The organism is Flavobacterium ichthyis, from assembly GCF_009915155.1.
Taxonomy (GTDB): Bacteria; Bacteroidota; Bacteroidia; order Flavobacteriales; family Flavobacteriaceae; genus Flavobacterium; species Flavobacterium ichthyis.
Genome location: NZ_JAABLM010000005.1, coordinates 97,050 through 117,380, shown reverse-complemented (window position 1 = coordinate 117,380; position 20,331 = coordinate 97,050). Strand labels below are relative to the sequence as shown.

Sequence of the window (20,331 nt, the reverse complement as noted above, 5' to 3'; positions counted from 1 at the left end):
ATCAAATGTTATTTTTATCAAAATTTGGAAAGCGATTCCGAAATTTTTTTACAGTTTTATAGATGAAGCGATTAATTAAGCTTAAAGTTTACTTGCAACTTTTCAAGTTCGGCAAGCAATTCACCCGAAATATTGATTTTCAACTTCCGGCTTGGCATTGAAAGATACGTAATCACTTTTGTTTCTTCCACAATTGTAGGAATTACTACTGCGTTTTCGGCTAATTCATCTTCTGGATTTTCTTCCAAAATTTCGGCTTCGGGAACTTCCTCAAAAACTTCGCGCGTTATTTTCTCAGTTTCCAAAACTTCAAATGCTACGTTGTGTTCGCCACGATTGTTTTGAAAAATTTCACTCAATTTGCTAATTATTTCTGAATTTAATTCTTTTATATTCAAATGAATAATCAATTTTTTTGCGAAAGCAGCCATAATATCCTGCAACTGTTTTACCTCAATAAATTGAATTCTCGGATCGCCTTTTTTACCAGTTTCGGCATTAGCCCAACCTTCGCGAACTAAAATTTTAAAAAATGTAAAATTATTCGGAATTAAGAAATGACGGAACTTTAAATATTCTTCCCCAAAAATCCTGAACTCGCACGATTCATCGTAGCCTTCCAGCACAAATGTTGCCCAACCTTTGTTTTGCTTGGTAACTCTGTGTTGAACATCCGTAATAATGCCGCCGAAACTCACATTTTTATTCACGTGTTGGTCGAGATTTTTTAGTGATTCCAGTTTCGTTGGGCAAAAATATTTCATCTCAAATCGGTAATCGTCCAAAGGATGTCCGGAAATATAAATCCCGACTACCTCTTTTTCCTTTGCCAATTTTTCCATCGTGCTCCATTCTTCGCAAGACGGCACAACCGGTTCCGGAATTTCGACTTCGCTGGCTTCGCCAAAAAGACTTACTTGCGCAGAATTTTCGTTCTCCTGAAACTTGGATCCATATCGCATGGCTTTTTCAAAAAACATTCCGCCTTCACCGTCGTTATGGAAATATTGAGCTCTATGAGTATTTTCGAAACAATCAAATCCTCCTGCATATGCGAGATTTTCAATCGCTTTTTTATTTGCCGCACGAAGGTCAATGCGTTTTGCCAAGTCAAAAATCGACTTGTATTTTCCGTTTTTTCTGTTTTCTACAATGGTTTGAACCGCTCCCGAACCGACGCCTTTAATCGCTCCCATTCCAAAGCGGATGGCGTAATTTTCGTTTACCGTAAATTTGTGGAATGACTCGTTTACATCCGGACCTAAAACCTGAAGTCCCATGCGTTTACATTCTTCCATAAAAAAAGTAACCTGCTTGATGTCGTTCATGTTGTTCGATAAGACTGCCGCCATGTATTCGGCCGGATAATGGGCTTTTAAATAGGCAGTTTGGTAGGCAATCCAAGCGTAGCAAGTTGAATGTGATTTGTTGAACGCATAACTCGCAAAGGCTTCCCAATCCGTCCAAATTTTATCTAATTTTTGAGCGTCGTGACCATTTGCCATCGCTTGATCAATGAATTTTGACTTCATTTTATCAAGCACTTCTTTTTGTTTTTTACCCATTGCTTTTCGCAAAACGTCAGCATCACCTTTAGAAAAGTTCGCTAATTTTTGCGACAAAAGCATTACCTGTTCCTGATAAACGGTTATTCCGTAGGTTTCGGCAAGGTATTCTTCGCAAGCATCTAAATCGTAAGTAATTTCTTCTTCGCCATTTTTTCTTCTGACGAAAGACGGAATATATTCTAACGGTCCCGGACGATACAAGGCATTCATGGCAATTAAATCTCCAAAAACATTGGGTTTTAATTCCTTCATGTATTTCTGCATTCCGGGAGATTCGTATTGGAAAATTCCAACTGTTTCGCCACGTTGGAACAACTCATACGTTTTTTGATCGTCAATGGGAAAAGTATCCGGATCGAGTTCAATTCCGGTTCGGTATTTTACCAGTTTTACGGTATCTTTAATCAAGGTAAGGGTTTTCAAACCCAAAAAATCCATTTTAAGCAAACCGGCACTTTCCGCAACCGAGTTGTCAAATTGGGTGACGAAAAGTTCAGAATCTTTTGCGGTGGTAACCGGAACGAAATTGGTAATATCGTCTGGTGTAATAATCACACCACAAGCATGAATTCCGGTATTTCGAAGTGAACCTTCTAAAACTTTTGCTTGCTGAATGGTTTCTCCAGCCAAATCTTCGGCTTTAGCAATAGCAATCAACTCTTTTACACGATCAAATTCATCCGAAGATTTTAATGCTTTTCGAACTTCGCCTTCATCTTCTAATAAAAAACGCGCCAAATTCCATTTGGAAGGCATCATCCCAGGAATTAATTTGGCAATTTTATCGGCTTCAAAAAGAGGTAAATCTAAAACACGTGCGGTATCTCGAATGGCTGATTTTGTTGCCATTTTACCATAAGTGATAATTTGGGCCACCTGACTTTTACCATATTTTTGAATCACATATTCCATCACGCGACCGCGACCTTCATCGTCAAAATCGATATCAATATCGGGCATCGACACACGATCCGGATTTAGGAAACGCTCAAAAAGCAAGTCGTATTTGATGGGATCGATGTTGGTAATTCCCAAACAATACGCTACCGCAGAACCAGCTGCAGAACCACGACCAGGACCAACCGAAACGTCCATTTTTCGGGCTTCGGCAATGAAATCTTGCACAATTAAAAAATAACCCGGATAACCAGAATTTGAAATAGTAAGCAATTCAAAATCCAATCGTTCCTGAATTTCCGGTGTGATTTCGCCATAACGTTTTTGAGCGCCAACCATCGTGAGGTGACGCAAATAGGCATTTTCCCCTCGAACGCCACCATCTTGTTCGTCTTCGGGAACTTTAAATTCGAGCGGAATATCGAACTTTGGCAACAATACATCACGGTAAAGCGAGTAACTTTCGACCTTATCAATAATTTCCTGAATATTAATAATCGCATCGGGCAAATCTTTAAAAATTGCCTTCATTTCTTCCTGCGACTTGAAATAGTATTCCTGATTCGGCAAGCCATAACGGTAACCACGACCACGACCAATTGGTGTGGCTTGTTTTTCGCCATCTTTTACGCAAAGCAAAATATCGTGAGCATTGGCGTCTTCTTTGGAAATATAATAGGTGTTGTTTGTGGCAACAGTTTTGACGTTGTATTTTTGTGACAAAGCAATCAGCGTTTGGTTCACACGGTTTTCATCGTCTTGATTGTGGCGCATGATTTCGATGTAAAAATCTTCGCCAAATAAATCTTTCCACCAAATTAGAGCTTCTTCCGCTTGTTTTTCACCTACATTTAAAATTTTTGAAGGGATTTCTCCGTACAAATTCCCGGAAAGTACAATCACATCATCCTTGTATTTTTCTACAACCGATTTGTTAATTCTCGGAACATAATAAAAACCTTCAGTATAAGCAATGGAGGCCATTTTGGCCAAATTATGGTAGCCGTTTTTATTTTTTGCCAGAAAAACCACCTGATAACCATTGTCTTTTTTAGTCTTTTCGGTATGATCTTCGCAAATATTAAAAGTACAACCCACAATAGGTTTTACAACCGTTTCTGGTGGTTCTTCACCGTTTTCAAGAGCCGTTTTGTTTTTGGCTTCAGCAGCTTTGTTGTGGTTTAACACGGCACTCACAAACTGAAAAGCACCCATCATATTTCCGGTATCGGTAATGGCAACCGCCGGCATTTTATATTTTACTGCATTTTTGAGCAAATCATTAACGCCAATGGTTGATTGCAAAACCGAAAACTGCGAATGATTGTGCAAATGCGCAAAAGAAGCATTGTCAAAATCAACTAAAGTTTCCTGTGAAATTGTAGTGTTAGTGGTAACTTTCGACTTCTCGAGTCTTTTTCTAATTTCGTCCGAAGCCGCCTTTAAATTAATGTGGCGAAGCCCGATTAACTGAATTTCCTTCGGATTATTCTCGTTGAAATTTTTAAAATAATCGGCCGGAACATCAAGTTGTTCTTTGGTAAAAGCTTCTTTTCGAATTAATTCTAAAAAACATCTAGTGGTGGCTTCCACGTCGGCAGTTGCGTTGTGGGCTTCCGCAAAAGGAACGCCAAACAAAAACTGGTGTAACTCCGTTAATGTAGGCAGTTTGAATTTTCCGCCTCGACCTCCGGGAAGTTTTAAAAGTTCAGCCGTATATTCGGTACAAGTGTCCAAAACAGGCATTTCCTGCAAACGGTTCGCTACACCCGAACGGTAGAACTCGCTTCCCATAATGTTGACGTCAAAGCCCACGTTTTGCCCGACAATAAATTTCGCCTTTGAAAGCGCAATGTTGAATTTTGCCAAAACTTCCTGAATAGGCAAACCTTGTTCTTCGGCTAAATCCGTAGAAATACCGTGAATTCTTTCGGCATCATACGGAATGTCGAAACCGTCCGGTTTTACCAAATAATCCTGATGTTCGATGAGGTTTCCCATCTGGTCGTGCAATTGCCAAGCAATTTGAATACATCTTGGCCAGTTGTCGGTATCAGTAATTGGCGCGTCCCAACGCTTTGGAAGTCCGGTGGTTTCAGTATCGAAAATAAGGTACATGGCTAAAATTCAAGGGTTTAAAAAAAGAATAATTTTCTTTGCGAATCTTACAAAAGTAATTCTTTTTTGTCGGTTTTTGAAGAGAGAGTTATTAACTATTTGGGGAATTTTAGTCGGGAATTTTCCTTCGTCGTTTTTACAAATAAGGAGAATTTTAGGAGGAAGAATTATTTTTTGGGCGTTCCTTCGGTCGGGCTATCCGCTATATCTTTTATCCATTAGCTGTGGTAGCAACCACAGCCAATGGAAAAAAGGATGCCGCTGCTATCCCTAACGCGAACCGTGCTAACGTGAGATATTTTTTTGAAACCAGATAGCGCGGATTTTCAATCCGTGCCTACAATTTTTTACTTTGAAACTTTTCTTCAATTACGTTTTCAGATTACTCGCAACCTAAACATAAATTTGCAATCCCAAATTCTCTCGGTAAGATAAGAATTTTATAGCTCGCTACTTAAAAAAATTTTCCCCATAAAAAAACCACGCAATTGCGTGGCTTGTATTTTTTTCGCTATTGCTAACGATTAATATTCGTTACGGTTTCTGTTGTATCCTCCGTTATCGCGGTCGTTTCTTCTAAAATCACCACCACGGTTGTTGTTAAAAGGTCTTCTTTCTCCTTGTGGTTTCGGTTCTGATTTGTTTACCACTACTTCACGACCTTGCATGTTCGATCCATTTAAAGCTTCAATCGCTTTTAACGCCTCATCGTCGTTTGGCATTTCAATAAATCCAAAGCCTTTGCTTCTCCCTGTTACTTTGTCTGTTACGATTTTTACAGAGTCAACCGCTCCATAAGCCTCGAAAGACTCTCTTAAATCTGCTTCCTCCATTCTAAAGGGAAGGCTTCCAACGAAAATATTCATATTAAAAAAATTATAATTAAAACAAATGTATGTTTTTTATTTTATGAAAATAGCTAAAAAAAATTATTTTAATCGATATATTTTCAATATATTACAACAATTCTTTATTCAATCACACCGCTAACAATTGGAATTTTGTAAAAAACACCTCTTTGAAAATTAACATTGGTCGTATCAGTGGTAGATGGCGCGTTAAAATAAAATTTTCCGGTTACAGTTCCTTCTTCAATTTTTTCTATGGTTATTTGGCCATCGCCGCTTCCAGATCCCGTTGTAAAAATTTCCGACAGGCCATCTGCTTCATAAGAATAAGTGGCGGTACTCTCAACTCCGGTTCCTAAAGTGTAAACGCCCGGAATGGTTCCTGAAGTTTTTAATTTTAAAATTTCAAAAGGCGTATAACCTTCAATTACCATCGATCCATCAATGATTGAAGCTGTAAAATCCGAAGCTCGCCAAGCTGTTCCGTCTAAATTTGCCTGAAATCCCGGATTGCTGAAACTGGCGTCATTTTCGCAAGAAACTAAACTGAAGGCTACAATCAATAGGGCAAAAAACTTTTTCATAATATAATAGGTAGAAATTTATTTTTAATTATGTCTTGACAAAAATAGGTTTTTATAAGACACGTGCTAATTTATTTTTCAAAAAATAGAAAAACGGCAACGGAATCAGTATAAGCCTTGTGGTTTTAATAATTTTTTGAAGCAGAGTAGTTTGTGTGAGAAACTTTTGTATATTTGCACCCTTAATTAACCGAGGTCGAGTACCTCAAATTTAATCATTTAAGATTATGTCTGTAAAAATTAGATTACAAAGACACGGTAAAAAAGGAAAACCTTTTTACTGGGTTGTAGCGGCTGATGCTCGCTCAAAAAGAGATGGTAAATTCTTAGAAAAAATCGGAACTTACAATCCAAACACAAATCCTGCAACTATCGATTTAGATATTGATAGCGCAGCAAAATGGTTGCACAATGGAGCTCAACCAACTGATACTGCAAGAGCAATCCTTTCTTACAAAGGTGCTTTGTTGAAACATCACCTTGATGGAGGAGTTCGTAAAGGAGCTTTAACTCAAGAACAAGCTGACGAAAAATTAGCGAAATGGTTAGACGAAAAAGCAGGAAAAGTTGACGCGAAAAAAGACAACCTTTCTACTTCTAAAGCTGATGCTAAAGCAAAAGCACTTGCTGCTGAGAAAAAAGTAAACGAAGATCGTATTGCTGCTGCAAAACAAGCTGAAGCTGCTAAAGTAGAAGAAGTTGCTGCTGAAGAAGAAGTGGCTGATGTTGAAGCTACAACAGAAGAAGCTCCTGCTACAGAAGAAAACAATGAGGAAACTCAAGCTTAATTTTTTGGGCGATAATGCATAAAGAAGATTGTTTCTATTTAGGTAAAATCGCAAAAAAATTTAGTTTTAAGGGCGAAGTGCTGGTCTATCTTGACACAGACGAACCCGAACAATATGAAGATTTGGAATCAGTGTTTGTGGAACATGGCAAACATCTGGTTCCATTTTTTATTGAAAAAAGTACCCTACACAAAAACGATTTTCTTCGCATTAAGTTTGAAGATGTCGATACCGAAGCCGAAGCCGACGAACTCATCGGCAATGCGGTTTATTTACCCCTTGAAATGTTACCAAAACTTTCCGGGAATAAATTTTATTTCCACGAAGTAATTGGTTTCACCATCGAAGACAAACGTTTAGGAAATGTTGGGATTATCCAATCCATCAACGATTCTACAGCCCAACCTTTGTTTGAGGTTTTAAAAGGAAAAACCGAAATCTTAATCCCCATGATTGATCATTTTTTGGTAAAAATTGATCGTGACAATAAAAAAGTCATCATGGATTTGCCAGAAGGATTGATCGAGATGTATCTTTAAGGACACTTAGATTATTAGATTTTTAGACCTCTTAGACGTTCGCAATCTCTATTTTCTATTCTCAATATTCAATACTAAAATTTTAATTCTAAAATGTTCCAATTCAAACAATTCACTATAAACCAAGATCGTTGCGCGATGAAAATTGGTACCGATGGCGTTTTGCTTGGAGCTTGGTCACCCATTCCGGAGAATATTTTTAGTGTTTTGGATGTTGGGGCAGGAACTGGCATCATTGCCTTGATGTTGGCACAAAGAAGTTTTGCCGAACAAATTGATGCGTTGGAAATAGACGAAGAAGCTTACGAACAAGCAGTTGAAAATTTTGAAAATTCGCCTTGGGGACATCGACTATTTTGTTTTCATGCGGGTTTGGACGAATTTGTGGAAGAACCCGAAGATGAGTACGATTTAATCATTTCGAATCCGCCGTTTTATAGCGAAAATTATTCTTCAGGCGATGAAAAGCGTGACCAAGCCCGATTTTCGGAAGCCATGCCTTTTGAAGAATTAATTGATGCTGCAGCTTTGTTATTGTCGGAAAACGGAATTTTTTCTGTCATTATACCTTTTAAAGAAGAAGAAAAATTTATGGCTTTGGCAAAAGAAGTTGATTTGTTTCCGATGAAAATCACACGTGTAAAAGGAACACCAACTACCGAAATCAAACGCAGTCTTTTGGCTTTTAGCCGATTTGAAACTGAAGATTTTCCAGTAGATGAATTAGTAATTGAAACTTCACGACATATTTATACAGCAGAATATATTGCCTTGACGAAGGATTTTTATTTGAAAATGTAAATTTTCAATTTCTCTTGTTTGGCATGTTCAATTCCTCATTTCCGCAATCTACAAACCCGTCATCTTCCAATGGTGCTAAACCAATTTCCATTCTTGCTTGGTTTGTTTCAACTTTGGTTTGAATACACGGTTTGCCAAACTGAGAACCGTAAAAAACCCTTCTTGTTTTTTTATTTTTGCTTTTCGCCCAATAATATTTGTCTAAAATTGTTGCAAGAAAAGAAGCATCGATACTTCCTTTTTTTACCTCGTTCAAAAACAAGTCAAAATATTTTTGCTCGTTCACTAATCGATGTGGATTGTGAAGGAGTACGGCGGTAAATGCCGCGACAACACATTCTTGTTTTAAATTTTTTTCGCCTACAAGTGCTTTATTTGGATATCCGTTTTTCTGTAAGAATGATACAATTCTATCAAAACTTAAGGAGTCAATTTTAGGCATCAACTCTCGTCTGTCAACTTTGAGGTTGAAATCTCGAATTCCTTGGTCAAATCCATAAATTTTGCAAAGTTCAAATGCTAAACTGTCTTGTTTAAAAGTAGTTTCGGTAACTGTGGAGCTTTTTTGTAAACTGTATTTTTTGCTACAACTTGTAACAGTAATTGAAATTAAAAAAATAGCGACAATGGTTTGAGAAAATTTCATCGAGAGGTGTTTGTGATGCAATTTAAGTAAGATTTTACAAACGGAGAAATAATCGTCCGGTTACCTCTTGCAATAGGGATAGCAGCGGAAATCCTTTTTTGTTTTCGCAAAATTTGGAATGAAGCACAAAACGTGCTAACAAGAAAGATTGTAGCGAATAGCCCGGCCGTCCCGAAACTTCGGGAGGATTGCCCAAATTAAAAAAAACCGAAAATATCTCGGGAAAATATCACTTTCAATTGTTGAAATGTTAGAAATGTTTAGCTATTTTTGCGAAGATTTAAAAACTTAACAATGAAACCAGATCTTTTTCAGGCTCCAGATTATTATCTTTTAGACGAATTATTGAACGATGAACACAAGATGGTTCGTGATGCCGCACGCGAGTGGGTAAAACGCGAAGTGTCGCCAATTATTGAGGATTATGCTCAAAAAGCAGAATTTCCGAAGCAAATTATTAATGGTTTGGCAGAAATTGGTGCTTTTGGACCTTACATTCCGGAGGAATATGGTGGTGCTGGTTTAGATCAAATTTCGTACGGATTGATCATGCAGGAGATTGAAAGAGGCGATTCTGGCGTTCGTTCTACGGCATCTGTGCAATCGTCTTTGGTAATGTATCCGATTTGGAAATATGGAAACGAGGAACAACGTATGAAATATTTGCCAAAGTTGGCTTCGGGAGAATTTATCGGGTGTTTTGGTTTAACAGAACCGGATCACGGCTCGAATCCGGGTGGCATGACTACAAATTTTAAAGACAAAGGTGATCATTATTTATTGAATGGCGCCAAAATGTGGATTTCGAACGCACCATTTGCTGATATTGCGGTGGTTTGGGCAAAAAATGAAGAAGGCAGAATCCACGGTTTGATTGTAGAAAGAGGAATGGAAGGTTTTACCACTCCAGAAACACACAACAAATGGTCACTTCGTGCTTCGGCAACGGGAGAATTAATTTTTGACAATGTGAAAGTTCCCAAGGAAAATTTATTGCCAAATAAATCCGGACTTGGAGCACCACTTGGTTGCTTAGATTCGGCTCGTTACGGAATTGCTTGGGGTGCAATTGGTGCTGCAATGGATTGTTATGACACGGCTTTGAGATATTCTAAAGAAAGAATTCAGTTTGACAAACCAATTGGTGCAACGCAATTACAACAAAAAAAATTAGCCGAAATGATTACCGAAATCACCAAAGCGCAATTATTGACTTGGCGTTTGGGTGTTTTGAGAAATGAAGGAAAAGCAACTTCTGCTCAAATTTCTATGGCAAAAAGAAATAATGTGGATATGGCAATTAACATTGCAAGAGAAGCAAGACAAATGCTTGGTGGAATGGGAATCACCGGAGAATATTCAATTATGCGTCACATGATGAATTTAGAGTCAGTAATTACATACGAAGGAACGCACGACATCCACCTTTTAATTACAGGTATGGATGTTACCGGTTTTGCTGCTTTTAAATAATAGCAACTTTATTAAAATCTTAAAAAGCTTCTCATTCAAGAGAGGCTTTTTTACATTTGTAAAAAATTGAAACTATGAATACTGAAACAATCAATGAGAGCATTCAAGCTCATAAAGATATTTTATTAAACCATCCACTGTATCATAAAATTCAAAGTATTAGTGATTTGCACCAATTTTTAGAATGTCATGTTTATGCCGTTTGGGATTTTATGTCGTTGTTAAAAGCGCTTCAAGGTAAATTGACATCGATTAATACGCCTTGGCTTCCGGTTGGAAATCCAGAAATTAGATATTTAATCAATGAAATTGTTTTAGCCGAAGAAACTGATATTAACTTGGAAGGAAAAAGACAAAGCCATTACGAAATGTACATTGATGCTATGAAGGATTGTGGCGCAAATGTAACTGAAATGGATAATTTTCTAAAAAATGTAATCAGCACTCAAAACATATTTGTCTCGATTAAACAAAGTAATTTGCCTTTAAAAATTAAAGAGTTTCTTCATTTTACATTTACGGTGATTGAACACGGAAAATCCCACGAAATTGCGGCTGCATTTACCTTTGGTAGAGAAGACCTAATTCCCTCAATGTTTACAGAAATTCTAAAGAATTTTCAAAATAACTTTCCCGAATTAAATTTAAGCAAATTAACCTACTATTTTGAACGACATATCGAACTTGATGCTGATGATCATGGACCTATGGCAATGAAAATGATTGCAGAATTATGTGGCGATGATTTGAAAAAATGGAAAGAAGTAGAAGAAGTTTCTATTTTGGCTTTAGAAAAAAGAATAGGATTATGGGAAGCCATCGAACAGAAGTTGACAACTAAAGCTCAAATGGTCTAATCTTTACAACTCTCAAAATAACTACAAAAACTTTCCTCAATCAGGAAAGTTTTTTGTTTTTTATTTACTGCAAAAAGGATTCAATTGTTGATATTTTATTTTTTTTAGAAATTTAGCGAACTATTATAACTTTTATATTACATTAGCGCCCTAAAATTTTCCAAAAAATTATAATTTTAAAATGAAAAAAACTACCCTTTCACTTGTTGCGGGAATGGCATTATTAATTTCCACAACAGGATTTTCACAAGAGCGAACCGCTTTTGGTAAAAAAATTAAAGCGATACATCCTACCACCGGAATTGTAAGATGTGTATCATCTGAATATGAAGAACATCTACAGGAAATCGATGCCAAACGTGCCACAACCGCACAATTTGAACAATGGCTAGCACCAAAAATTGCCGAAATTCAACAAAATAGAGTAGCAGGAAGAAATACTAATGCGGTAATCACTATTCCTGTTGTTGTACATGTTATCCACAACGGTCAATCGGTTGGAAATACTGCTAACATCTCTGATGCAAGAATCTTGTCGCAAATAACAGTTCTAAACGAAGATTACCGACGAATTCAAGGAACTCCAGGATTTAACAATAACCCGGTTGGAGCAGATGTTGAAATTCAATTTTGTATGGCTCAAAGAAAACCAGACGGGACCGCTACTAACGGAATTGACCGTATTAACTTCGGAGTTGCCAATTTTTCTACCTATAGTTCACTTGAAAATAATTTAAAACCGCAAACAATTTGGGATTCTTCAAAATATTTAAACATCTGGGTAGTACAATTTACCGATAATTTAAATGCAGAAATGGGAGGTACCTTAGGATATGCTCAATTTCCAAGCAATTCTGGTCAACCAGGACTTAACAACAATGAAGGTGGCGCCACAACCGATGGTGTTGTGATTGACTGGAGATGTTTTGGATCCTCAACATATTCGCCAAGTACAGGAAACGCAACCCGCTACTTTAACACTTACGATAAAGGACGAACCACCACGCACGAAGTAGGTCATTTCCTAGGTTTACGACACATTTGGGGAGATGGAGGTTCACAAAATTTAGGAATTATTGATTGTTCAGCTACAGATTACTGTGCGGATACTCCTGTGGCAGGCTGGGATAACTATGATTGCCTTCAAACGTATGACTCTTGTCCTACTTCACCCGGGAATGACATGGTAGAAAATTATATGGATTATACCAATGATAGTTGTATGAACATTTTTACACAAAATCAAAAAGATCGTATCACAGCAGTGATGAACAATTCACCCAGAAGAGTTGCATTAAAAACATCTAACGCTTGTGAACCACCACTAAGTACACCATCATTCGAACTATTACAAGGTATTAAGTTATATCCAAACCCGACAAGTAATTTATTAAACATTACTGCAGAAAATAACCTTCCAGACGCCTACAAAATTTACAATAGTTTAGGACAAGTTATCGTCGAAAAATCAATTTCAACAGCCGCGGATTTACAAGTCAATACTTCAAACTTTAGCAACGGTGTTTATATGATCAAAATCGTCAAAGACAACGAGTCAAGAACAATTCAGTTTGTAAAAAATTAAAAACAAATTAGCTCAGATACAAAAACCGGCATTTACTGTCGGTTTTTTTTTTTGAAAGCGAAAATTCCGCCATCTCCAGCCATCATTTTCCTGCTCCAACCACTCGCTTTAAATCGGTTTTTCAATTACTTTTTTAAGAGCTAAAATCCCTAATTTTCGGGAGCACGATAAGAGCTATTTCAAAAACCAATTTAATTTTTGCCAACGCCAATTCCAACCTTTGCCGAAACACAATCATTAAAATTTTTAAAATCATTCAATCACTTTCAATATCTTTGAGAGATGAAGATAGAAGCACAAAACCAAACCATCGCCGGATTTCAACATCTGGAATTATTGGCCAATCAAATTGTGGAAGGATTTATTTCCGGAATGCACAAAAGCCCGTTTCATGGTTTTTCTGCGGAATTTGCCGAACATAAAACCTACAATGCTGGAGAATCCACGAAGCACATCGATTGGAAACTATTTGCCAAAACCGATAGACTGTACACCAAAAGATTTGAAGAAGAAACTAATTTGCGATGCCATCTCATTATCGACAATTCTTCATCCATGCATTATCCAGTTTTGCAGCAAAATCAAAATTTTTACCAAAATAAAATTGGATTCTCCGTTTTAGCTTCAGCGGTATTGATGAATTTGCTCAAAAAACAGCGCGATGCCGTTGGATTAAGTATTTATTCCAACCAATACGAATATTATGCTCCCGAAAAAGGAAGCGATCGCCATCATCGAATGCTGCTCAACACCCTCGAAAAAACACTTGAAAATCCCGCTACACAAAAGGCTACCGAAACAGTTGAATTCTTGCATCAGATTGCCCAAAAAATTCACCGCAGGTCTATGATTGTACTGTTTACGGATATGTTCCAGCCCGGAAAAGAAGAACAATTACTTACCGCTTTACAACATCTTAAACATAATAAACATAAAGTAGTACTATTTCACGTTGTCGATCAATCCACCGAATTAAATTTTGATTTTGATAATTCACCACGCAAATTTATCGACAAAGAAACCGGCGAAGAAGTCAATCTTTTTGCCGAAAACATCAAAACCGAGTATAAAAAAGCGGCCGAAACCTACTTCAAAAAAATTGCTTTGGCTTGCGCACAAAACAAAATTCGGTTTGTTCCGGTTTCCGTAGGAGAAAATTTCGAAAAAATAATGACAACTTATTTAGTTGAAAAACAATCTTTTGGATAAATCTTCAAAAAAAATTTTGAATTTTTTCTCAAAAATACTTGCAGAAGTGAAAAAGCGTTGTATATTTGCACTCGCAATTAAGCGCTGGTTTGGTAGTTCAGTTGGTTAGAATACATGCCTGTCACGCATGGGGTCGCGGGTTCGAGTCCCGTCCAGACCGCTAAATTGGGAAAGCCTTTCGAAAGAAAGGCTTTTTTGCCCAAAATAATATTCAAGATTAGTTGTGTTGTTTAAGGTACGAAAGTACCTGGTTTAGTAGTTAGACCAATGAAAAGCTTTCCATTGAATTGGAGGGCTTTTTTGATTTTATAAACTTCCTAAAACCAAACTTCCCTAAAATCCCACACCTTGTACATAAACAATCCCAAAAACGCCATACAAACCACAAACTTCATAAAAGCCGAAGCCAGAAAGCCCATAAAAGATCCAGTCGCCGCTTTCAAAGCACGTTTCTGATCTTTACTGTCAAACATCATTTCGCCAATAAAAGCGCCCAAAAACGGACCAATTACAAATCCAAACGGAATTGGCGCCAATAATCCCACAACCAGCCCAATATTTGTGCCCCAAATGCCATATTTGCTACCGCCAAATTTTTTCGTGCCTCTCGCCGGAATCACATAATCTAAAATTCCCGCCACAATCGCAATCAAAAGCGTAATCCCCAAAAGCCAATATTCCATTTCAATCCCATCGCAAAAATAAAGCAGCAAAAGTCCCAACCACGAAAGTGGCGCATCAGGCAAAACCGGTAAAAAGCTTCCAATCAAGCCCAAAATCACACAGATTAACCCCAAAAGTAGAAACACGTAGTCCATCAAAATTTTTATTACTATTTTTGAAACAAATAACGCAAAATGCCTGCCAAACAAAAAATACTTTTTCTCTTTTTAGCAATCGCCAGCATCGCCTTAAACGGTTGTCGCCAACCAGAAAAAGCATTGTCTGAAGATCAACTGCTGCAAGACGAACTCAAAAAAATAAATTTCAACCAAGTGGACGAATTCCCATCCGTTGCCGCTTGCGACTCGCTCGAAAACCTCGAAAGCCGCAAACAGTGCTTCTTTGACTTCCTCACACTCACGCTCCAAGAAAAACTCGACATCGACAAAATTTCCGTTCTCTACCCAGAAATCGACACCATACAGGTAAAAGTAACCGTCTTTCCCGATGCAACATTACAATTCGAGCCACAATTTCCGTCCGATAGTTTAACCTACAACAAAATCAGAATCGACAGCATTCTTCACGCCAGATTAGCTGATTTCCCAAAAATAAATCCCGCACTCAAAAGGGGAATTCCCGTAAAAACCCAATTCATTTTGCCCGTAATTCTCAATGTAGAATAATTTTTTGGAGCTAATTCCTGCTTTCCGCTACAATCTTCGGTGAGAAAATCTTTTTTTGCATCGCCAAAAAAGGAGCTTCTCCCGAAGCGTCGGGAGTCGCTCTTTTTTGTCGGCAAAAAATAGATTTTCTTCCCCAAAGGATTTCCGCTTCAATCAGGGCTAGGGTAGTAGTGCTTCAAAGAAACTCCGCAAAAAGATTCAAATCTAAAATCTAAAATCTGCAATCTAAAATTTCCTCCCTTTCCATTCATATTTCCCAAAAAAAGAATAAAAAGCGACAGCCGTACTAAAAAAAGGATACAACAAATTGCTAAAAATAAAATACCGAATCATTCTCGGCTGGATGAATTTTCCAGTTTGATACAGCAATAAAAAATCGACAAATATTTTTAAGGCGAATAAAAGATACCAATTCCAGAAGGAGAAAAAAGAAAAAAGAGTTAAGAAAAAAGAAACTATAATTGCTAAATTTCCAGCAAAAACAATCAAGGCTAGCATTTTTCCGAAACTACATTCATAAGAAGAAGATTTTGAAGCCCAGCGAACTCTTTGGTAAAATAAAGCTTTCCAATCGTTCAAAGGTTTTGTAAAAACAATCGCAGAAAAGGCTTTCAAATACTGCACTTTTTCTGGAAACTGTCGGATGGCTTTTTGCAATAAAAAAACATCATCACCACTTGCAATTGTATCATTTCCTTCAAAACCATTTAATTTTGCAAATAAATTTTTGGTATACCCGAAATTCGCACCGTTACACATAAAAGGTTTCCCGATTCCAAAACTGCCAATCGTAGCACCTTGCAAACTCATCAAATCCATCTGCTGAAATTGATGCAAAAACGAACCTTCGGCATCATACGAAACGGCTCCAGCAATCATTTCGCAATTTGTTTTTTGAATGAAGCTATCAAATGTTGAAAGCCAATCGAGATGGACAAAACAATCGGCATCGGTTGTAATGATCCAATCGTTTTTAGCAAATTGCATTGCAGTTGTAATTGCATCTTTCTTCGGAGAATTCGATTTTCTTTTGTTGTTTAAAGTCTGAAAAGAATAGCTCAAAGCTGGAAAATTTTCAATAATTTCCACCGAATTATCTCGCGAATCATCGTTTACAAAAATAATTTCAAACAAATCTCGGGGATAATTCAATTGAGAAAAAGAGTGCAATAATCCGGGTAAATTTTCGGCTTCATCTCGAAATGGAACCAAGATTGAGAATTTAATTTTAGGCGAAATTTCTTTCAATTTATATTGCAAAACTTTTTTGAAACCAAAAGCCAATCGCAAGATAATAACCGCATAAACCGCAACAATTCCGAAGAAGATATAATTTAAAATTTCCATTTTGACTTAAAATTAAAAACGTAATAACTTCCAATTATTGCCGGAAGCACCACATTTAAAAACCACATTAAAGTACTGATAAAAACCACAATCCATTCATTAACTCCTAAATTTCCAAAGAAATAAACCGCAACACTTCCTTTTACCGCAAAATCTAAAAATTGAAAAGTGGGTAAGGATGATGCTAAAAAGTAAACTGCAAAAATGGTGGCCATCAAAGTCCAATAAGGCAATTCGACATCAAAAGCCAGAAACAAAAAATAATATTGATGCGAAAAAATCAGATACCGACAAACTGCCAAAAAAATATTTTTCTGATGAATTTCTTTCGGGATTTCATTGATTTTTTCGAACAATCTTTCATTGGAATAACCTTTGATTGTAATTTTTTTGAACAGAAAAATTAATGAAATGGCTAACAAAAAAAATATCACAATGAATATCCACAAGTTCGAAAAGCCCCCTTTTGGGGTTTGGGGGCTGATGAGCCCAATGGTTCCAAAAAGAATCGTCAGAATCATTTGGATTCCGTTGCAAATTAGGTTCAGGAAAACTACTTTTTTGGCATCGTTCTTTTTAAAATACAAAGCTTTTGCACCGTAGTCGCCAATTCCATTTGGCGTAAAAATCGATGCAGTTGAAGCGCTCATAACTTGTTCGGTTGCTTTTCCTAATGAAATTTTTTCAATCACTTTTGCTAAATTCTGCCATTTTAAAATCTCCAAAAAGCGATTGAAAAAACTGAAGGAAAGGATAAATAAAATGCCCCAGAATGATTTCTTTCGGTTTAATAATTCCAAAAATTGCTTCCAATCTAACTTTTCATTGTTAGCCAATTGCTCGTAAATAAAATAAAAAGCACCGCCAACAATCAAAAGTTTGACTAGAAACGTGAGGAATTGTTTAGCTTTGTGAGGAATTGCAATCATCGTTGCAAAAGTAAACCAAACGGATTACAATCCTGCAAGGTTTTTACAACCTTGTAAGTATAAAATACTAAAAAAAGACCTACAAGGTTTTGAAAACCTTGCAAGGAAAAACAGAAATGGCAAACGAACGTATTATATTAGGAATTGACCCAGGAACAACCATCATGGGTTTTGGGTTGATAAAAGTCATCAATAAAAAGATGGAGTTCATTCAATTGAACGAATTGATTTTGAACAAATATGACGACCATTATATGAAATTGAAAGTCATTTTCGAACGGACAATCGAATTAATCGACACCCATCATCCCGATGAAATTGCGATTGAAGCACCTTTTTTCGGGAAAAATGTCCAGTCGATGCTCAAGTTAGGTCGTGCCCAAGGTGTGGCGATGGCGGCCGGACTTTCACGTCAAATTCCAATCACTGAATATGAACCAAAGAAAATAAAAATGGCCATTACTGGGAACGGAAATGCGTCAAAAGAGCAAGTAGCCAAAATGCTGCAACAACTTTTAGGTTTGAAGGAATTGCCTAAAAATCTTGACAGCACCGATGGTTTGGCGGCCGCGGTTTGTCATTTTTTCAATTCAGGAAAAGTGGTTGGAACGAAAAGTTATTCGGGTTGGGATGCTTTTGTAAAACAGAATAGCCCCCTAACCCCCAAAGGGGGAAATAGCTTGTCAATAGATGTTCCTGGAAAAAAGAAGAAATGACAAACTCTTTAAACTATATTTCCAGTTTTATTTCCTCCTCTTTAATGATGTCGGGTGGGGCTATCTACATCCATATCCCTTTTTGCAAACAGGCTTGCCATTATTGCGATTTTCACTTTTCTACTTCGATGAAGCGGAAAGCGGAAATGGTTTTGGCTTTGGCCAAAGAAATCCAAATGCGGAAAAATGAGCTTTTCGACTCCCAACTCCCAACTCCCAACTCCCAACTCATTGAAACTATATATTTTGGAGGGGGAACACCATCTGTATTGCAAGTTGAGGAAATAGAATTCTTGATTGAGGAAGTTTACAAGCATTATAAAGTTGCTGAAAAACCAGAAATAACACTTGAAGCAAATCCTGATGACTTATCAGAAAATCGAATTATCGAATTAGCAAATACACGAATTAACCGTTTGAGCATCGGGATTCAGTCGTTTTTTGAAGACGATTTACAGCTGATGAACAGGGCTCATAATTCGGCGGAAGCCAAAAAATCATTGGAAATGGCAACCCGATATTTTGATAATATTTCCATTGATTTGATTTATGGAATGCCAGGAATGAGTAACGAGAAATGGAGAGCAAACATCGAAACGGCTTTGAGTTTTGGCGTCCCACACATTTCCAGTTATGCCTTGACGGTTGAACCCAAAACAGCTCTGAAGAAACTAATTCAAACCGGAAAAATAGCCGAACCCAAAGACGATGTCGCTCAAGAGCATTTTCATATCTTGGTAGATACTTTGCAGGAAAATGGTTTTATACATTATGAACTTTCCAATTTCGGAAAGAAAAATTACTTCTCGAAAAACAATTCGGCTTATTGGTTGGGAAAAAAATACATCGGAATTGGACCTTCGGCTCATAGTTATGACGGAATTTCAAGAAGTTGGAATGTTGCCAATAACATCATTTATTTGAAATCTTTAGAGGAAAACAAACTACCATCTGAAAAAGAAATACTCACTCAAACCGATCGTTATAATGAATATGTTATGACCGGTTTGCGAACGATTTGGGGAATTTCGCTGGAAAGAATTCAAAATGAATTTGGACAAAAATACTTGGATTATCTGTTGAAACAGTCTCAAAAATTTCTTTCAGATGATTTACTTTCGATTGAAAATGATGTGTTGAAAACGACAAAAAAAGGAAAGTTTTTAGCGGATGGAATTGCGAGTGATTTGTTTTTGATAAATTTGGAGTAGTCTAACCGCAAGGTTCGCAAAGTTTTACGCAAAGTTCGCTAGGCTTTGGGTTTGTTGTATAAAATCTTGTGAGCTTTGTGTTTTATTATATAAACAATGATAGCACAAATAAATAATTTCAAAGTCGATTTTTCAAAACCTCTCGATATTTCCATCACGTTATCCAATACTGATGAAAACCCGATTGCTTGGTACATCGAAAAACCTGTAATCGAACCCGTAGTTTTGGGTTCCGAGGATTCGGAATGGATCGGAAAAGTTTCGGAAGGAAAATCGTCAACTAATTTTAATAATATTTTCTTCAATCCGCATGGTCACGGAACTCACACGGAATGTTTGGGACATATTACTAAAGAATTTTACAGCATCAATAAAAGCTTAAGGACTTTTTTCTTTTTAGCTGAATTGATTTCGGTAGAACCAGAAAAACAAGGCGAAGATTTTGTCATCACAAAAGCACAAATCGAAAAAGCGTTAAATGGAAAAACGCCAGAAGCAATTGTTATCCGAACTTTGCCAAACGAAAACGAAAAACTTTCCAGAAAATATTCCAACACGAATCCGCCTTATTTGGATGAAAAAGCTTCGGAATTCATTCGCGAAAGCGGAATCAAACACCTATTGATTGATTTGCCAAGTGTGGATAAGGAACACGACGAAGGGAAATTGTTGGCTCACAAAGCCTTCTGGAATGTGAAAGATGTCAATAATTTGAATGATGATGCAAGATTAGATTGCACAATCACTGAGATGATTTTTGTAAAAGATGAAATTCTAGATGGAAGTTATTTGTTAAATCTACAAATTGCTTCGTTTGAAAATGATGCTTCGCCGAGTAAACCAGTTTTATATAGTTTGGAGTAGGG

At 37.0% G+C, this 20,331-nt stretch carries 18 protein-coding genes and 1 tRNA gene; 12 read left to right on the top strand and 7 right to left on the bottom strand.

What is annotated here, in order from left to right; translation table 11 throughout:
* Positions 1 to 71: 71 nt before the first annotated feature.
* The 3 genes from dnaE to GV828_RS05495 form a co-directional block, all read right to left on the bottom strand.
* Positions 72 to 4,583: a DNA polymerase III subunit alpha gene (gene dnaE / locus GV828_RS05505; RefSeq protein ID WP_166536479.1), complete on the bottom strand. Its 4,512-nt coding sequence runs from the start codon at positions 4,581 to 4,583 to the stop codon at positions 72 to 74.
* A 524-nt stretch (positions 4,584 to 5,107) separates the two neighbouring features.
* Positions 5,108 to 5,449, bottom strand: coding sequence for an RNA recognition motif domain-containing protein (locus tag GV828_RS05500; RefSeq protein ID WP_166536478.1), 342 nt, complete (start codon positions 5,447 to 5,449; stop codon positions 5,108 to 5,110).
* Between the two features lie 104 nt (positions 5,450 to 5,553).
* Entirely contained in the window at positions 5,554 to 6,015 is a 462-nt protein-coding gene (locus tag GV828_RS05495; protein ID WP_166536477.1) for a DUF6252 family protein, read from the bottom strand.
* Positions 6,016 to 6,242: 227 nt separating this feature from the next.
* On the opposite strand from GV828_RS05495, the gene GV828_RS05490 reads away from it, so the two are divergent.
* From GV828_RS05490 to GV828_RS05480, 3 genes are all read left to right on the top strand, one after another.
* Positions 6,243 to 6,803: a 30S ribosomal protein S16 gene (locus tag GV828_RS05490; protein WP_166536476.1), complete on the top strand. Its 561-nt coding sequence runs from the start codon at positions 6,243 to 6,245 to the stop codon at positions 6,801 to 6,803.
* Between the two features lie 14 nt (positions 6,804 to 6,817).
* Entirely contained in the window at positions 6,818 to 7,342 is a 525-nt protein-coding gene (gene rimM / locus GV828_RS05485; RefSeq protein ID WP_166536475.1) for a ribosome maturation factor RimM, read from the top strand.
* A 93-nt stretch (positions 7,343 to 7,435) separates the two neighbouring features.
* The gene (locus GV828_RS05480; protein ID WP_166536474.1) at positions 7,436 to 8,143 is read left to right on the top strand and encodes a tRNA1(Val) (adenine(37)-N6)-methyltransferase; all 708 of its coding nucleotides are present in this window, start codon (positions 7,436 to 7,438) and stop codon (positions 8,141 to 8,143) included.
* Positions 8,144 to 8,147: 4 nt separating this feature from the next.
* Here the strand turns inward: GV828_RS05480 and GV828_RS05475 are convergent, their stop codons facing one another.
* The gene (locus GV828_RS05475) at positions 8,148 to 8,789 is read right to left on the bottom strand and encodes a hypothetical protein (protein ID WP_166536473.1); all 642 of its coding nucleotides are present in this window, start codon (positions 8,787 to 8,789) and stop codon (positions 8,148 to 8,150) included.
* A gap of 294 nt (positions 8,790 to 9,083) precedes the next feature.
* Here GV828_RS05475 and GV828_RS05470 point away from each other — a divergent pair, with 294 nt between their 5' ends.
* From GV828_RS05470 to GV828_RS05450, 5 genes are all read left to right on the top strand, one after another.
* A complete protein-coding gene (locus tag GV828_RS05470) occupies positions 9,084 to 10,262 on the top strand; it encodes an acyl-CoA dehydrogenase family protein (protein ID WP_166536472.1) in 1,179 nt (392 codons plus the stop codon).
* 74 nt (positions 10,263 to 10,336) lie between these two features.
* On the top strand, positions 10,337 to 11,119 hold the full coding sequence (locus GV828_RS05465; RefSeq protein ID WP_166536471.1) for a DUF3050 domain-containing protein: 783 nt from the start codon (positions 10,337 to 10,339) through the stop codon (positions 11,117 to 11,119).
* 181 nt (positions 11,120 to 11,300) lie between these two features.
* Positions 11,301 to 12,704 (top strand): M43 family zinc metalloprotease, encoded by a 1,404-nt coding sequence (locus GV828_RS05460; protein WP_166536470.1) that lies wholly within the window; start codon positions 11,301 to 11,303, stop codon positions 12,702 to 12,704.
* 282 nt (positions 12,705 to 12,986) lie between these two features.
* Positions 12,987 to 13,913: a DUF58 domain-containing protein gene (locus GV828_RS05455; protein WP_166536469.1), complete on the top strand. Its 927-nt coding sequence runs from the start codon at positions 12,987 to 12,989 to the stop codon at positions 13,911 to 13,913.
* Positions 13,914 to 13,999: 86 nt separating this feature from the next.
* Positions 14,000 to 14,073, top strand: a tRNA-Asp gene (locus tag GV828_RS05450).
* Positions 14,074 to 14,230: 157 nt separating this feature from the next.
* On the opposite strand, the gene GV828_RS05445 is transcribed toward GV828_RS05450, so the two are convergent.
* Complete coding sequence (locus tag GV828_RS05445; RefSeq protein ID WP_166536468.1) at positions 14,231 to 14,731, bottom strand: DUF456 domain-containing protein; 501 nt, start codon at positions 14,729 to 14,731, stop codon at positions 14,231 to 14,233.
* Positions 14,732 to 14,770: 39 nt separating this feature from the next.
* Here GV828_RS05445 and GV828_RS05440 point away from each other — a divergent pair, with 39 nt between their 5' ends.
* Positions 14,771 to 15,262 (top strand): hypothetical protein, encoded by a 492-nt coding sequence (locus tag GV828_RS05440; protein ID WP_166536467.1) that lies wholly within the window; start codon positions 14,771 to 14,773, stop codon positions 15,260 to 15,262.
* Between the two features lie 225 nt (positions 15,263 to 15,487).
* Here GV828_RS05440 and GV828_RS05435 read toward each other — a convergent pair whose 3' ends face one another.
* Both GV828_RS05435 and GV828_RS05430 read right to left on the bottom strand, forming a co-directional pair.
* Complete coding sequence (locus GV828_RS05435) at positions 15,488 to 16,609, bottom strand: glycosyltransferase family 2 protein (protein ID WP_166536466.1); 1,122 nt, start codon at positions 16,607 to 16,609, stop codon at positions 15,488 to 15,490.
* Positions 16,597 to 17,538 (bottom strand): lysylphosphatidylglycerol synthase domain-containing protein, encoded by a 942-nt coding sequence (locus tag GV828_RS05430; RefSeq protein ID WP_166536465.1) that lies wholly within the window; start codon positions 17,536 to 17,538, stop codon positions 16,597 to 16,599. The genes GV828_RS05435 and GV828_RS05430 overlap by 13 nt, the downstream gene beginning before the upstream one ends.
* Before the next feature lie 116 nt (positions 17,539 to 17,654).
* Here GV828_RS05430 and ruvC point away from each other — a divergent pair, with 116 nt between their 5' ends.
* The 3 genes from ruvC (at position 17,655) to GV828_RS05415 (ending at position 20,329) form a co-directional block, all read left to right on the top strand.
* The gene (ruvC, locus tag GV828_RS05425; RefSeq protein WP_235935419.1) at positions 17,655 to 18,254 is read left to right on the top strand and encodes a crossover junction endodeoxyribonuclease RuvC; all 600 of its coding nucleotides are present in this window, start codon (positions 17,655 to 17,657) and stop codon (positions 18,252 to 18,254) included.
* Positions 18,255 to 18,301: 47 nt separating this feature from the next.
* A complete protein-coding gene (gene hemW / locus GV828_RS05420; RefSeq protein ID WP_166536550.1) occupies positions 18,302 to 19,465 on the top strand; it encodes a radical SAM family heme chaperone HemW in 1,164 nt (387 codons plus the stop codon).
* Positions 19,466 to 19,561: 96 nt separating this feature from the next.
* Positions 19,562 to 20,329, top strand: a complete 768-nt coding sequence (locus tag GV828_RS05415; protein ID WP_166536464.1) for a cyclase family protein — start codon at positions 19,562 to 19,564, stop codon at positions 20,327 to 20,329.
* Positions 20,330 to 20,331: the final 2 nt, after the last annotated feature.

Coding starts and splice junctions, on each gene's coding strand:
- dnaE (WP_166536479.1), bottom strand. CDS start 4,583: ATGTACCTTATTTTCGATACTGAAACCACCGGACTTCCAAAGCGTTGG.
- GV828_RS05500 (WP_166536478.1), bottom strand. CDS start 5,449: ATGAATATTTTCGTTGGAAGCCTTCCCTTTAGAATGGAGGAAGCAGAT.
- GV828_RS05495 (WP_166536477.1), bottom strand. CDS start 6,015: ATGAAAAAGTTTTTTGCCCTATTGATTGTAGCCTTCAGTTTAGTTTCT.
- GV828_RS05490 (WP_166536476.1), top strand. CDS start 6,243: ATGTCTGTAAAAATTAGATTACAAAGACACGGTAAAAAAGGAAAACCT.
- rimM (WP_166536475.1), top strand. CDS start 6,818: ATGCATAAAGAAGATTGTTTCTATTTAGGTAAAATCGCAAAAAAATTT.
- GV828_RS05480 (WP_166536474.1), top strand. CDS start 7,436: ATGTTCCAATTCAAACAATTCACTATAAACCAAGATCGTTGCGCGATG.
- GV828_RS05475 (WP_166536473.1), bottom strand. CDS start 8,789: ATGAAATTTTCTCAAACCATTGTCGCTATTTTTTTAATTTCAATTACT.
- GV828_RS05470 (WP_166536472.1), top strand. CDS start 9,084: ATGAAACCAGATCTTTTTCAGGCTCCAGATTATTATCTTTTAGACGAA.
- GV828_RS05465 (WP_166536471.1), top strand. CDS start 10,337: ATGAATACTGAAACAATCAATGAGAGCATTCAAGCTCATAAAGATATT.
- GV828_RS05460 (WP_166536470.1), top strand. CDS start 11,301: ATGAAAAAAACTACCCTTTCACTTGTTGCGGGAATGGCATTATTAATT.
- GV828_RS05455 (WP_166536469.1), top strand. CDS start 12,987: ATGAAGATAGAAGCACAAAACCAAACCATCGCCGGATTTCAACATCTG.
- GV828_RS05445 (WP_166536468.1), bottom strand. CDS start 14,731: ATGGACTACGTGTTTCTACTTTTGGGGTTAATCTGTGTGATTTTGGGC.
- GV828_RS05440 (WP_166536467.1), top strand. CDS start 14,771: ATGCCTGCCAAACAAAAAATACTTTTTCTCTTTTTAGCAATCGCCAGC.
- GV828_RS05435 (WP_166536466.1), bottom strand. CDS start 16,609: ATGGAAATTTTAAATTATATCTTCTTCGGAATTGTTGCGGTTTATGCG.
- GV828_RS05430 (WP_166536465.1), bottom strand. CDS start 17,538: ATGATTGCAATTCCTCACAAAGCTAAACAATTCCTCACGTTTCTAGTC.
- ruvC (WP_235935419.1), top strand. CDS start 17,655: ATGGCAAACGAACGTATTATATTAGGAATTGACCCAGGAACAACCATC.
- hemW (WP_166536550.1), top strand. CDS start 18,302: ATGTCGGGTGGGGCTATCTACATCCATATCCCTTTTTGCAAACAGGCT.
- GV828_RS05415 (WP_166536464.1), top strand. CDS start 19,562: ATGATAGCACAAATAAATAATTTCAAAGTCGATTTTTCAAAACCTCTC.